Genomic DNA, 13,173 nt, shown 5'->3' on the forward strand with positions numbered 1-13,173 from the left:
GTTTATAATTAAACATTTTACATGACTCTTTTCGTAGATGCCACTAAAAAAAGACGCCTCAGAAATTGAGAGCGTCTTGAGATGCAGGTTCTGCCTGTGGTCTTCCTATGTAATATCCTTGAAACAACACATAACCAGCAGCTTTTAGCCAATCATATTCTTCTTTTGTTTCAATTCCTTCTGCCAATGGAATTGTTCCCATCTTACGAGCCTGTTGCAAAAATGCATTAGCAACCCGTTGTTTGTTCGCATCTGCATGCACGTCTGTTACGAACTGACGATCCAATTTCATGTAGTGCGGCTCAATTCCTTTTAAGAGTTCTAGTGTGCTGAACCCTTCTCCTACATCATCTAGTGCATACATAAACCCTTTTTCCTTGTAGTACGTCAGTATGTTCTTTAGATGTTGGACATCATCAACTTGTTCAGTTTCTACAACTTCAAATACTAATTGCTGCGGATCCACATTTAATTTGCTGGCAAGTTGCATTGTGCTGCGCAAGCAAAACTCAGGAGAGTAGATAGATGTTGGAATAAAGTTAATAAAGGCTTTCACTCGATCCAATCTAGCAGCATGACGAACAGCTGCCATTCGACACATCCGGTCTAAAGCGTATAAACGTCCACGAGATTTTGCAGCTGCAAATGCTTCGTTAGGAAAAATAGGATTCCCTTCAGAATCTGTAAAACGTGCTAATAGTTCATATCCAAACAATGCACCATCTGAACGTACGATGGGCTGAAAATGACACTCCACTCGCTCTTGAAGAATAATTTCATCGATCCAACCCATTTCAAGAAAACCACTTAAATTTGAGAGTGGAGACCAGTCCGTTTGCTCTGTTTTGAACACTATATGTTCTAATTCAAGATGATCCTCAAAGAAGTTGACGACTTCCGGTACGTGATGTTCGGGAAGAGTCACTTCATTTTCTTGGGATTTGACAGGTACTTCATTTCTTTCTAAGAAAGCTATTACAGCTGGAACTAATAGAAGATTATGTTGTTCTTTAAATCGAAAAGTGTAGCTTAGATTACTCACTTGACACCCCTGACACCCCATTGAGGTCACCCCTTAATTTTTATTAGCTTAATTTTATCATTTTTCTGTAAATCAAGTTACTGCTCGTTTTCTGACTGTCTAAACAATTTCTTGATTGCAGAACGATTCGTTTTCGGTACCAATACATACAGTACATCTCCCGCTTCAATAAAAGTGTCTCCACGAGGTGTAATTACACGGTTACCACGAATTACCGCGGTAATGAGTGTATCGGTCGGAAGCTCTACATTCTTTAGCTCTTGCCCGACAATTGTAGCATTCTCTTCAATCACGATTTCAATGATTTCTGTATTTGTTTTTCCTATTGAGACCAACTCTAAACTATGGGGTACTTGAATAGTTTTCGGGCCCACTAACCCCAGCTTCTCTGCAAAAGGCGTTAAAGTTGCTCCTTGGAATAATGCAGAAAGTAAAACTACGAAAAATACAACATTGAACAATAAATCAGCATTCTCTAATCCCGCTAGTAGTGGATAGGTGGCCAATACGATTGGGACTGCTCCGCGTAAACCTGCCCAGGAAATGAAGAGTTTTTCCTTTGCATTAAATTGGCTAAACAACAAACTAATGTAAACCCCAAGAGGTCGTGCTACGAACATTAAAATAAGAGCAAGTAAAAGCCCCTGCCAAATCACGTCTCGTAACTGATTTGGAAATACGAGCAGACCAAGCAATATAAACATACAAATTTGCATCATCCACGCAAACCCTTCATTGAAACGGAAAATTGAGTGGCGATAGGTTAGATCCATATTTCCAAGGACCACAGCCATTACATAAACTGCAAGTAACCCACTTGCTCCGATCGCAGTTGTAAAAGCATATGTGAAAATAGCAAACCCCATTGCGAGAACAGGGTAGAGACCAGAAGAATCGAGATTGATCTTATTGATGGCCCATACCGAAAGTCGCCCAATTAAGAGACCGACTAGTAAACCGATTCCCATCTGCCAAAAGAATGAGCCAATTAATGAGAGCAACGGCCCCGCCTCTGCTTGGATCAAGCTAATAAATGTAATCGTTAAAAATACTGCCATCGGATCGTTCGTTCCGGATTCTACTTCAAGTGTAGATGTGATGTTCGGTTTGATATTTTTATTCCCAAGAACAGCAAAAACAGCTGCAGCATCCGTAGATCCTACAATTGCACCAAATAACATCCCCTCTAACCATGAGAGGCCTAGAACAAACTTGGCTACAACACCAATCCCGACTGTTGTAAGGAGCACTCCAATAGTCGCGAGTGAGGTTGCAGCAGGAAGAACCGTTCGCATCGTCCGCCATTTTGTTTGCATTCCTCCCTCAAACAAAATAACAATAAGCGCAAGGATCCCTACAAGTTGTGTGATTTTTGCATTATCAAAATAAATGTATTGACTTGCAATCATTCCTACACCAATAAAAAGAACAAGAGATGGTAATCCAAGACGAGATGAAAATTTGGTTGTCGCTACACCTACTATCAGTAAAATTGATAATACAAATATTGCTGAGTCGACGGTAAATGTCATTCGTCATCCCCTTCCTAAACATTTAGATACCTGTAATTATACCGCTCTAAGGTATAGGAAACAATTGATAGTCTTTATGATAGGATTAAGAAAAGGAGGTCTTTCAAATGATTAAAAAAGCAGTAACTGTAGTAGGTGCCGGAACAATCGGTTTATCCTGGACTAGTTTATTTTTGAGTCACGGGCACTCTGTGACACTCACAGATATTCGTGAAGACTTACCCGCAATTTGGCAACGTCACCAAGAAGCACTAAAACCTACGCTGGATTCTTTAGGTTTACATGAACAAGGGCAACTGAAACTCACAACATCACTTAAAGAAGCGGTACAGCAAGCAGACATCGTACAAGAAAATGGTCCAGAGAATCTATCGTTTAAACAGCAATTGTATGCAGATATGGAACGATATGCGCCAGAACATACACTATTCTTTTCATCTTCTTCCACGCTACCTGCAAGTGAGATTTCACAATTGATGAACGATGCATCTAGAGTGGCGATTGGCCATCCGTTTAACCCCCCACTCATTATGCCGTTAGTAGAAGTCGTACCGGGCAGTTCCACTTCTGAAGAAACGATTGACCAAGCGATGCAATTCTATGCATCACTTGGTAAACAACCGCAGTTGATCAAGAAAGAAATCTTCGGATTCGTGGCAAACCGCCTTCAATTTGCACTACTTCGCGAAGCGATGCACCTCGCAAATGAAGGAGTTGTCACGATGGCCGAAATGGATGAAATCGTCAAAGATTCAATTGGACTGCGCTGGGCTGTAACTGGTCCGATGCTCGGCATGCATTTAGGTGGCGGTGAAGGTGGAGCAGGTGCTTTCATGAAACACTTAGGACCTACGATGGAAAAGTCATGGGCTCATCAAGGTCAGTTGGTTTTGGATGAAAAGACACAAGCTAACCTCCGGCAACTCGCTGAACAGTCTTATGGCACGTCTACTCTGACAGAGCTTGCACAGAAACGTGACAAAGGGCAACTCGGTATTTTAAAACTTCGCTCTACATAACAAAAACCCCTTGCAGCTTGATTGGCAAGGGGCTCTTTATTATAAATTCTCCGTATTGATCCGCGGTTGAGGATCTACTACTTCCGTGTCTTCATTTTTGTCAGCATCCATATCATTTGAAGATAGCTTGAGTTTTTTATCCTCAAGTTCTCTGATCACTCGTTTTTTATGTTCATCTTCATTCGTCGTGTAGTCTTCATTTTTCTTTTCTTCTCGGAACATCCAATCACCTCACCTCAATTAGTTGTTACCAATTACATACCCATTTTCACTAAATTTTAATCGTTTATTAGTTTCTATCAAATAATTATTTAAATAGTTTAAATAATAAAAAAATAGGTTGACTGTGTTTTGGGAAACCGCTTACAATCAAAGAGACTTTTTAAAAAGCAATGGGGATTGCTTGGTCTGATTTTGAGCGAACGCTCAGTCGTAAAATGAACGAACGCTCGGTCACATCTTGGAGAAAGTACACATGAATAAGGGGGAACACTATGAAAGCTTACAAAAAAGAAGTTCGCTTTACGATTTGGATGGCACTCGCTTTTGTTGTCATGGGGAATGCTGGCCTATTCTTCTCTATTTTTCCAACGGATGCCATGTTATTTGGCTTTCCAGTCACGTACATCATTCCCATTCTGATGGGTTGGTTCGGAGTCTTCTTCTTAACAATCATTGCTGGTAAAATCGGTAACCGGATTGATGATGAAATTGATGCGGAGATTGAAGGAGGCGTGAAACATGACTGATGGCACATGGCAGTTATCCAATCCGATTTTAGGGTTGGTCGTGGTAGCACTAACTTTCTTACTTTTTTATGTAGTAGGGTATTTATCTAACCGAAAAGCAAAGTCAGCAAAAGACTTGTACTTAGGTGGCGGAAATGTTGGAGCCTTTACAAATGGACTTGCCATGGCCTCCACTTATATGAGTTTAGCCACATTCTTAGGAATTACCGCACTTATTTTAAACTTGAAAGTTCCATTTATCATGTTATGGATTCAATTGATTTTAGCGATACCATTGATCACTATCATTTATGGAACATCACTTCGCCGTATGGGTGCCTTCACACCGACACACTTTGTACGTGAACGTTATGGAGTGAAAGCTTCTATCATCGCCGCTCTCTTTATGATTTTAGTCTCTATCATGTATGCACTTGGACAGATGATCGGGATTGCGGTTACGTTTGAAACGCTTCTCGGCATTCCGTATTTAACAGGTTTGTTTGTAGGTGGATTAATTATTGTAGGTTACATAACTGTCGGCGGAATGGCTGGTGCAACAAACAATGCCGCTATTCAAATGGTCATCATGACGCTTATGTTTATCGTACCTCTCGGCGCTATTATGAAAGCTATTGGAACAGAAGGTTGGTTCTTCCCACCACTTCTTTATGCAGATATGGTCCCTGCGATGCTGCAAGCCGTACCGGATTTCTTTGACTACCAGTACCCAACCAAATGGTATTTCTCAGTTATTCCTGCATTAACAATTGGTGCTTTAGGGTTACCTCACTTAGCAATGCGTGTTTATACATCCTCGAGCTTAAAGAGTGCTCGTAGCGCAATGGTGTGGTTTGCCTTTGTTCTTGGTCTTGTGTTCTCCGCTACGTATGCGATGGGCTTCACTGGCGTTTATGCAACAAGCGTTGAAGGTCTGAATATCGCGGAAGGTGATGCAGATAAATTAACAATCATTTTGAACCTTGCTTACAATCCGGAATGGGTCACGGCTCTTGTAATTGCAGGTGCGATTTCAGCGGGGGTATCAACACTAAGCGGAAACTTGCTAGCAATCGGAGCCCTTCTTTCTCAAGATATTATCAAGACCCTTAAACCGAACATTCACGAACGCTTAAACTATCGTCTGAGCTATATCGCAATCTTTGTAGGTGGGTTCATCAGTATCTTGTTAGCAATTGAACCACCTGCCTTCCTCGTTGTAAGTATACTATGGGCATTTGGATTAGCAGGTGTCACCAATGCACCTTTGATCATTGTCGGCGTTTGGTGGAAAGAAGCAAACAAGTACGGGGCCATGGCTGCTTCTATTGTCGGGGGAGCGATTTATATTGCCGTCTCACCTTTCGTGTTCCCAAGTCTTGCTTTGACTGGGCACGCTGTAACGGATGGCATGGGCTTATCAGGTGCAATGCTTGCTGTGCCAATCAGCTTTATCTTATTGATTGTTGTCTCATACATTACGAACCGTATTCCTGCACTTCAAAAGAATTTAACGCGCGATCGTGACGAGAAGTTGGTTGAATCGATTCACGGATGGAAAGATGTGCAGTCGTACCGCTACAACTCTACGATTGGGGCATTCATTACTGTAGCAATTTCATTAGCTGTAGCAATTTGGGCCCTTTTACCGTGGGGCATGTAAAAAAAGGAGGAACCATCATGATCTTACAACTGTTGACGCTACGTGATTCTGCGTTCAAGAACTTTTCCTCTTCTGAAAAGTCACACGTCCAGGGCGGCCTTGTGTTGCTCTTGACGGGGCTTTTATATGGGAGTCTTTTACTCATAGCCAACAGGTCTTACATCCTGAGTTTTGAAACACCTGCACTCAAATGGGCAATTGTCCCATTGATTTTCATGGTGTCAGGACTGATGATGGCATGGCTTACCCGAATAGGTCTGACTTTAGTTGTCTGGGCAGGTGCTCGAGGCTTTGGTGGCGAAGGTGTAATTGGGAGAATTCGTCCCTTCGTTTCCATCAGCTTGCTCCCAGGACTTCTAGCTGTCCCGCTTTTAACTGGATGGCAGATGAACGCACTCGGCATTGTACTTGCAACTATTGGCGTGTTTTGGATGCTTATTTTCCATTGGAAAACGTTGCAGACGACACAGCAATTCTCAAAAGTAAAAGCAGGTATTGCCGCCATTACTGTATTTGTTTTCTTCGTTAGTATTTATTATTTAGTCGTGCCAACAGGCGCTATCACATCATGAAACTGGAGGAATCACCTATGAACTTTGACCACTTACTTGCACCAGAACAGTACAATATCACAAGTGAATTAGAAGCCTACAGAAACGATGAATCACGTCTTGCTATTCGTTGGATGGATGATCAAGGAAACCGCCGAGACGTTTCGTACAAAGAACTTTTTAGTAAGATGAACCAGTATGCGCAAGCTTTTAAAAGTCGCGGAATCGAAAAAGGAGATCGCTTATTGATTATCCTTCCACGAATTCCAGAGGCCTACATGACTTATCTTGCTGCATTACGTGCGGGTATTGTCGCTATCCCGTGTTCGGAGATGCTTCGTAAAAAAGATTTAACATACCGCATGGAACATTCCGGTGCAAAAGGTATCGTTGCGTTTCACAAAACGACTGCTGAAACGAACTTAATTACAGAGAGCTACCCTGCGCTAGACAACAAGTTCATCGTTGGTGGTCAAGAAGATGGCTGGGTATCATTAGAAGATCTGGCTACTAGTCAGCCAGAAGACTATTCTGGGGAAGATACACATCGTGAAGATATGGCATTCCTCTCTTACACTTCAGGCACGACAGGAAATCCAAAAGGCGTGGTACATGTCCACGCTTGGGGATACGCTCATGTGCGCACAGCAGCAACAGAATGGTTAGGCGTTCAACAGGGAGATGTCGTCTGGGCAACTGCAGCACCTGGTTGGCAGAAATGGATTTGGAGTCCATTCTTATCGACTATCACACTTGGCGCAACCGCTTTTGTTTACCACGGTGGTTTTGATGCAGAGACCTATCTACAGATTTTGCAAGACGAGAAAATCAATGTTCTTTGCTGTACGCCAACAGAATACCGAATCATTGCCAAAGTAGAGAATCTAAAGTCCTATGATTTACATGCCCTTCGCAGTGCCGTATCTGCAGGAGAGCCACTGAACCGACAAGTCATCGAAGCTTTCCAAGACGCATTCAACTTAAACGTGCGTGATGGCTATGGTCAGACTGAAAACACATTACTTGTTGGGACTTTACAGGACATGGAAGTTCGTCCAGGTTCAATGGGGAAACCAACTCCAGGCAATCAAGTGGATGTCATCAATGAATTTGGGGACCCTGTAAAATCGGGAGAAGTGGGAGACATCGCAGTGCATAAGACAGCACCTGCTTTGTTCCGAGGGTATTACAATGATAAAGACCGCACGTCTGCTGCTTATCGCGGCGACTGGTACTTAACGGGTGACCAAGCAACGAAAGACGAGGACGGTTACTTCTGGTTTGAAGGGCGTAGTGATGATATCATCATCAGTTCTGGTTATACAATCGGTCCTTTCGAAGTCGAAGATGCTCTTACAAAGCATCCAGCAGTTCGCGAATGTGCGGTAGTAGCCGCTCCGGATGAGATTCGTGGAAGCGTCGTGAAAGCTTTTATCGTTCTTCGTGATGCCGATCAATACCCAGATAAAGACGCTCTTGTGAAAGAACTTCAAACGCATACAAAAGAAATCACAGCCCCTTACAAATATCCACGTATCGTAGAGTTCATTGATGAACTTCCGAAGACGACTTCCGGAAAGATTCGTCGAGTGGAACTGCGTACACCTGTGAAGTAATGAAAAACCAGTTTGGCCACTTAATCGGCCAAACTGGTTTTATGTTTTTGTTCATGCGCAAGGAGCCATTCTTTTCGCCATAGGCCTCCTGTGTATCCGACCATCTTGCCACTTGCTCCAATGATGCGATGACAAGGCAGTACAACTGTAAATGGATTTCGTCCATTGGCCCCACCAACTGCGCGCACGGCTTTCGGGCGGTTAATGGTAGTGGCAATTTGAAGATACGAACCCGTCTCACCATACGGAATCGTCTTCAAACTTTCCCATACTTCTCGTTGAAAAGGTGTTCCAGTTTGAGGAGCCATTTTAAACGTGAACGCCTTCCCTGTCCCCTGAAAATACGCATCTATCTCCTCATACGCTGTTTTTAGTGGAGTGGAAAGTCCATCTGTTACCGGATAGTCAAGTGTCTCTCCCTCTTCAAATAGCACACTATAGACGGCTTCCTCGTCTCCTGTAATCACCAATCGACCAATTGGTGTGAGGTAATCGACTTGTTGCATGTAGACCCTCTCCCTTTTCTTTGTTAGTTAGATTTAGTATACTATGAGCAACTGAAAGACACGAAAGTTTTCTAGGGTTCCGGAAGCACTGCTTTGACTGGTCCGAGAGAAAACGCATGGCTTGGCCATGTACACGGAGGGACAAAAGCCTGGGAGATACTGCGGAAGCAGTGTCTTTCAGGCTTTTACTTTTGAGAGGAGACGGAAAAAGATGAAAGAATGGGGTTTATTAATCATCGCTGCTGTATTTGAAGTCGGCTGGGTAATTGGATTGAAGCACGCGGCAAGTTTTGGAGAATGGGCACTAACGATTGTCGCAATCATAATTAGTTTCGGTCTATTAATACGATCTGGACGTTACTTACCCGTAGGCACAGCGTATGCAGTTTTTGTAGGACTCGGGACGGTAGGAACTGTCCTAATGGACGCAGCATTGTTTGGCCAGCCACTTGGATTTATGCAAGTGGCTTTAGTCGGAGTATTGTTACTTGGAATCATTGGACTTAAACAGACGACACAAGGAGCTGAATCATAATGGCTTGGATTGCTTTGATTGTTGCTGGACTACTTGAAATGACGGGCGTCGCTATGATGGCTCGTCTCCACGAAAAGAAGAATCTCTCTTCTGCCTTACTTTTAGTTGCTAGCTTTAGCGGTAGCTTCTTATTTTTATCCATCGCGATGGAAACATTACCAATGGGAATGGCCTATGCGATTTGGACAGGGATTGGCGCAGCAGGAGGCGCGATTTTAGGAATGATTTTTTACAAAGAGTCTGTCGCACCGATGCGCTTATTCTTTTTAGCATTGATTATTGCAAGTGTCATTGGATTGAAGCTTGTCAGTCCATAACAAAAGGCGGTCACCGTTCTCAGGTGACCGCCTTTTCTTGTTGTAAAAACTGCAGTAGCTCTAACGGATTTCCCGCTAGATCTTGTAATGTGTAGTCATCTAATACAGCCAAATAAGCTTGAAGCGCTTTTCCTAATGCGTGTTTTAATGAACAAACGGGCGTAATTGGACAACTATTCCGTTCTCGATCAAAACACTCTACTATATGAAAATCGTCTTCCATCTGCCGCACGACTTTTCCGACATTGATTGCTTGGGGGTCTTGAAGTAGTCGGACGCCTCCTCCTCTTCCTCGCGTACTCTCTATGTATCCAAGTTTCGCTAAATGCTGCGCTACTTTCATCAAATGATTTTTAGATATCCCATACGATTCGGCGATTTCAGGCACCGTCGCTTTTTCTCCTGTTGGTCGAATCGCTAAATAGATAAGCAGACGTAAAGAAAAGTCCGTATACATCGTCATTCGCATGTTTCTCACCTCTTTCTCTCACTATCGCACAGGTGAACAACTTGTGACAACAAATGTGTCTATTTTTTTAAAGTGGTATTTTTAATATTTGTTTCGGCGTTGAATAGGAGTATGCTGAAATCAATAAGAGAAAAGGAGCTGTTTTACACATGTTATCACTAGAAACAAGATCAATCATTAAAGCAACTGCACCTGTACTCGCTCAGCACGGCACTACAATTACAACTGAATTTTACCGTTCACTGTTCGAGGCACATCCTGAACTATTAAATGTATTTAACCATGCAAATCAAGCCAAAGGACGTCAACAGACGGCGCTTGCTAACACGGTTTATGCAGCCGCTGTTCATATAGATAATTTAGAAACTATTTTGCCATCTGTTGTGCAAATTGCGCATAAACACGTTAGTCTTGGAATCGTCCCAGAACAGTACCCAATAGTTGGGGAATATTTACTAAAAGCGATTAAGACTGTCCTTGGAGACGCCGCAACACCAGAAATCATTAACGCTTGGGCAGAAGCGTACGGCGTTATTGCAGACGTATTTATTTCTGTAGAAGCAGGCATGTACAAAAAAGCAGAACAGCAACAAAATGGCTGGAAGTTATTTAAAGAGTTCAAAGTCGTCGGTAAAGTTCAAGAGAGTGACGCAATCACTTCATTTTATTTACAACCTGCTGACGGCTCAAAAGTACCTGCATACAAACCTGGACAATACATCTCCGTTCGCGTTCATATCCCAGGTGAAACATATATGATGATTCGTCAATACAGTCTGTCTAAAGCGGCAGATGAAGAATCTTTCCGTATCTCTGTAAAACGTGAAAGCGACCAAGATCCAAACGGAAAAGTCTCCGTGTACTTACACGAACAACTTGAAGTAGGCGGCACGATCGAAGTGACGCCTCCAGCTGGGGAATTTGTGCTAAACGAAGATCGCAGCACACCTGTTATTATGCTTGCAGGAGGTGTCGGTATCACGCCACTAATGAGTATGACAGAACGCTTGTTGCAAATTGCGTCTGCTCGTGAAATTACTTTCCTACACGCAGCGCGCAGTGAGAAAGAAGCTGCATTTGTAAAAGAACTTCAACAACTCTCTGCATCACATGAAGAACTGACGTATCAATCTTTCTTCTCAGATACAGACAACGCCTTCATCACACGTGATGTACTCGCTGAGCTTCCGAAAAGTGCAGACATCTACGTTTGTGGACCGGTCGGGTTCATGGAAAGTATGATTGCCAATCTTGTTGCACTTGGCTTCTCCGAAGAGCAAATTCATTATGAGTTTTTCGGCCCGGCTATGCCAGTCAAAGCGCTCACTACTGCTTAATTTTCTTGCCTTCTCTGCAAAACGTGAGAGAAGGCTTTTTTTCTATAGAAAGGTATACTAATAGAGATGACTTGAAAAGGAGGAACTGGAATGTATCGTGTAAAAGAAGATTTCATTACAGACTGGCAAAGAAGCTCGGAAGGAACTAAGGCAGTACTGCGAGCTATGTCAGATGACAAACTCGGACAGTCGATCGTCGAAGGGCATAACTCTCTTGGCTGGCTCGGTTGGCATCTGACGACAGCGCTCAGCTATTTCATGGGACAGATTGGACATAAACTTCCTGCATTAAAATCAATGCAACAACCTCAAACAGCTTCTGAAATTGCTGATCAGTATGAACTATATGCGGCTCATATTTTAGAGCTTGCAGGACAAGAATTCTCAGATGCGTTTTTAACTACTGAAGTCAATATGCATGGAGCACTCACTACTAACGGTCAAGTTCTGCGCATGATGATTGATCACCAGACGCATCACCGCGGACAAATGACGGTTTTACTTCGTCAGGCTGGATTACCGGTACCCGGTGTAATGGGACCAACGAAAGAAGAAGCGAAAGCTTAATATGAATGCTTTAGAAGTCGTTGGAAGTTGTGTACAGTGTGGCAAAACTGTTTATTGTGACGCCGGTTTTTTACAAGGCGTGCAACTTGATGGTCAGCTGTACTGTCTTGCGTGCGCAGAAAAGCAATAGACAAGACCATAAAGAAGGAGTTTCTCGCTTATGAGAAACTCCTTCTTTGTGTGGTATATAGCTGAACAGTCGGCTCCACATCTAAACTAAAGTTGAGTGGAATGGAGGGGATGACTCCAGTGGGATCAAAGTCTGCCGTGAGATCCCGCAGGAGCCTGTGACGAGGAAGCTCACGCAGCGCCCACGGAAAGCAGCCCCACAGTGGAACTCAACGACTACATCGTGTGTCGACTTTGAACGAAATCGAGTTGCGCCTCCTAGAAATCCCGCAAGAAGTCATCGCGGCCCATGAAGCAAAGAACGCTTCACAGTCCACGCTGTCATCTCGCACAATTTCTGAACAGTCGGCTCCACATCTAAACGAAATCGAGTTGCGAACGCCAGAAACACACTCCGGAATCAGCCGCACCCGCAAAGGCTGAAGAGCGCCTTCACGGGCACGTCTGATTTCCTCGGAGTTTCTTGAGTGGCGTTCTCCACATCTAAGATGATTTAAATGGATTTCTCCATTCCATCAGCATCGCCATATTGTGGGATTCTTCATCCTCTAGATAGTCTCGTACAATTCGTACCGGAGTTCTACCACTGCGTAGCATAAAGGTGATGACTGGGTCTTTCAATTCTCCTTCAAGTACGCACTCAATGTATTGTTCTGGTGATAACTCATCTGCATATTGGTGATACCCTGACATCCTGCCCCCACCAAGCAACCGATCAAGACCGTCTGCTATGACACGTTCATACAACCCTTGCAGTAGTAACCTGCCAAGATCTAGACTTCTAAATTCCGGTCGTACACATAAATCAACAACATAGAGTGTGTTGCCATCCGGTTGATGGGGAGAAATATCCCCACCCCCTGTGACTTCTTCCCATGTATGATCCGGATCCTCATAAGAATAGTTCACACGTAAACCTGTAACTGATCCCGCAAGCTTTCCTTCTACTTCGGCGCAAAGAGCCCCTTCTGGATAAAGACGAAGGTGGTTCTCTAATTGCTCTCTGGTCCATAACAATTCATCAGGAAAAGGTGGCGGAAAGCTTTCACGTTGTATCTGGATCAATTCCTCAAAATCCTGTTCCGTATAGGTACGAACTAGTACTTTCCGCGGTGTTTGGTTTTGATAAACAAATTGTTTTTTTTGATACACCCTATCTCCC

The 13,173-nt window shown here is 43.4% G+C and carries 16 protein-coding genes and 1 riboswitch; of the genes, 10 read left to right on the plus strand and 6 right to left on the minus strand.

What is annotated here, in order from left to right:
- Window positions 1-58 precede the first annotated feature (58 nt).
- Window positions 59-1,042 (minus strand): EAL domain-containing protein, encoded by a 984-nt coding sequence (locus AB5N96_RS03520; RefSeq protein ID WP_338032475.1) that lies wholly within the window; start codon window positions 1,040-1,042, stop codon window positions 59-61.
- Window positions 1,043-1,119: 77 nt separating this feature from the next.
- Window positions 1,120-2,574 carry a potassium/proton antiporter gene (locus AB5N96_RS03525; RefSeq protein ID WP_204591418.1) on the minus strand — a complete coding sequence of 485 codons (1,455 nt, stop codon included), beginning with the start codon at window positions 2,572-2,574 and terminating at the stop codon, window positions 1,120-1,122.
- 107 nt (window positions 2,575-2,681) lie between these two features.
- Here AB5N96_RS03525 and AB5N96_RS03530 point away from each other — a divergent pair, with 107 nt between their 5' ends.
- Window positions 2,682-3,593, plus strand: coding sequence for a 3-hydroxyacyl-CoA dehydrogenase NAD-binding domain-containing protein (locus AB5N96_RS03530; RefSeq protein ID WP_204591416.1), 912 nt, complete (start codon window positions 2,682-2,684; stop codon window positions 3,591-3,593).
- A gap of 39 nt (window positions 3,594-3,632) precedes the next feature.
- Here AB5N96_RS03530 and AB5N96_RS03535 read toward each other — a convergent pair whose 3' ends face one another.
- On the minus strand, window positions 3,633-3,815 hold the full coding sequence (locus AB5N96_RS03535; protein ID WP_204591414.1) for a hypothetical protein: 183 nt from the start codon (window positions 3,813-3,815) through the stop codon (window positions 3,633-3,635).
- Between the two features lie 272 nt (window positions 3,816-4,087).
- On the opposite strand from AB5N96_RS03535, the gene AB5N96_RS03540 reads away from it, so the two are divergent.
- From AB5N96_RS03540 to mbcS, 4 genes are read left to right on the plus strand one after another with little or no spacing between them, the layout of a single operon-like run.
- A complete protein-coding gene (locus AB5N96_RS03540; protein ID WP_204591412.1) occupies window positions 4,088-4,342 on the plus strand; it encodes a hypothetical protein in 255 nt (84 codons plus the stop codon).
- Window positions 4,335-5,984, plus strand: coding sequence for a sodium:solute symporter family transporter (locus AB5N96_RS03545; RefSeq protein ID WP_204591410.1), 1,650 nt, complete (start codon window positions 4,335-4,337; stop codon window positions 5,982-5,984). Before AB5N96_RS03540 ends, AB5N96_RS03545 begins: the two co-directional genes overlap by 8 nt.
- 17 nt (window positions 5,985-6,001) lie before the next feature.
- Entirely contained in the window at window positions 6,002-6,556 is a 555-nt protein-coding gene (locus AB5N96_RS03550) for a hypothetical protein (protein ID WP_499704637.1), read from the plus strand.
- Between the two features lie 17 nt (window positions 6,557-6,573).
- A complete protein-coding gene (gene mbcS / locus AB5N96_RS03555; RefSeq protein ID WP_392455438.1) occupies window positions 6,574-8,151 on the plus strand; it encodes an acyl-CoA synthetase MbcS in 1,578 nt (525 codons plus the stop codon).
- Window positions 8,152-8,171: 20 nt separating this feature from the next.
- Here mbcS and AB5N96_RS03560 read toward each other — a convergent pair whose 3' ends face one another.
- Window positions 8,172-8,657, minus strand: a complete 486-nt coding sequence (locus AB5N96_RS03560) for a methylated-DNA--[protein]-cysteine S-methyltransferase (RefSeq protein ID WP_204591405.1) — start codon at window positions 8,655-8,657, stop codon at window positions 8,172-8,174.
- A 60-nt stretch (window positions 8,658-8,717) separates the two neighbouring features.
- Window positions 8,718-8,815: riboswitch (guanidine-I (ykkC/yxkD leader) on the plus strand.
- Window positions 8,816-8,868: 53 nt separating this feature from the next.
- On the opposite strand from AB5N96_RS03560, the gene AB5N96_RS03565 reads away from it, so the two are divergent.
- Window positions 8,869-9,192 carry a DMT family transporter gene (locus AB5N96_RS03565; protein ID WP_392455436.1) on the plus strand — a complete coding sequence of 108 codons (324 nt, stop codon included), beginning with the start codon at window positions 8,869-8,871 and terminating at the stop codon, window positions 9,190-9,192.
- Complete coding sequence (locus tag AB5N96_RS03570; protein WP_204591403.1) at window positions 9,192-9,509, plus strand: DMT family transporter; 318 nt, start codon at window positions 9,192-9,194, stop codon at window positions 9,507-9,509. Before AB5N96_RS03565 ends, AB5N96_RS03570 begins: the two co-directional genes overlap by 1 nt.
- Window positions 9,510-9,528: 19 nt before the next feature.
- Here the strand turns inward: AB5N96_RS03570 and AB5N96_RS03575 are convergent, their stop codons facing one another.
- Window positions 9,529-9,978, minus strand: coding sequence for an RrF2 family transcriptional regulator (locus AB5N96_RS03575; protein ID WP_392455435.1), 450 nt, complete (start codon window positions 9,976-9,978; stop codon window positions 9,529-9,531).
- 149 nt (window positions 9,979-10,127) lie between these two features.
- Here AB5N96_RS03575 and hmpA point away from each other — a divergent pair, with 149 nt between their 5' ends.
- The 3 genes from hmpA (at window position 10,128) to AB5N96_RS03590 (ending at window position 12,434) form a co-directional block, all read left to right on the plus strand.
- Window positions 10,128-11,315: an NO-inducible flavohemoprotein gene (hmpA, locus tag AB5N96_RS03580; RefSeq protein ID WP_499704638.1), complete on the plus strand. Its 1,188-nt coding sequence runs from the start codon at window positions 10,128-10,130 to the stop codon at window positions 11,313-11,315.
- 90 nt (window positions 11,316-11,405) lie between these two features.
- On the plus strand, window positions 11,406-11,882 hold the full coding sequence (locus AB5N96_RS03585; protein ID WP_499704639.1) for a DinB family protein: 477 nt from the start codon (window positions 11,406-11,408) through the stop codon (window positions 11,880-11,882).
- Between the two features lie 354 nt (window positions 11,883-12,236).
- A complete protein-coding gene (locus AB5N96_RS03590) occupies window positions 12,237-12,434 on the plus strand; it encodes a hypothetical protein (RefSeq protein WP_499704640.1) in 198 nt (65 codons plus the stop codon).
- A 60-nt stretch (window positions 12,435-12,494) separates the two neighbouring features.
- Here the strand turns inward: AB5N96_RS03590 and AB5N96_RS03595 are convergent, their stop codons facing one another.
- Window positions 12,495-13,163 carry a GNAT family N-acetyltransferase gene (locus AB5N96_RS03595; RefSeq protein WP_204591396.1) on the minus strand — a complete coding sequence of 223 codons (669 nt, stop codon included), beginning with the start codon at window positions 13,161-13,163 and terminating at the stop codon, window positions 12,495-12,497.
- Window positions 13,164-13,173: the final 10 nt, after the last annotated feature.

Source organism: Chryseomicrobium imtechense (assembly GCF_041475995.1).
Taxonomy (GTDB): domain Bacteria; phylum Bacillota; class Bacilli; order Bacillales_A; family Planococcaceae; genus Chryseomicrobium; species Chryseomicrobium aureum.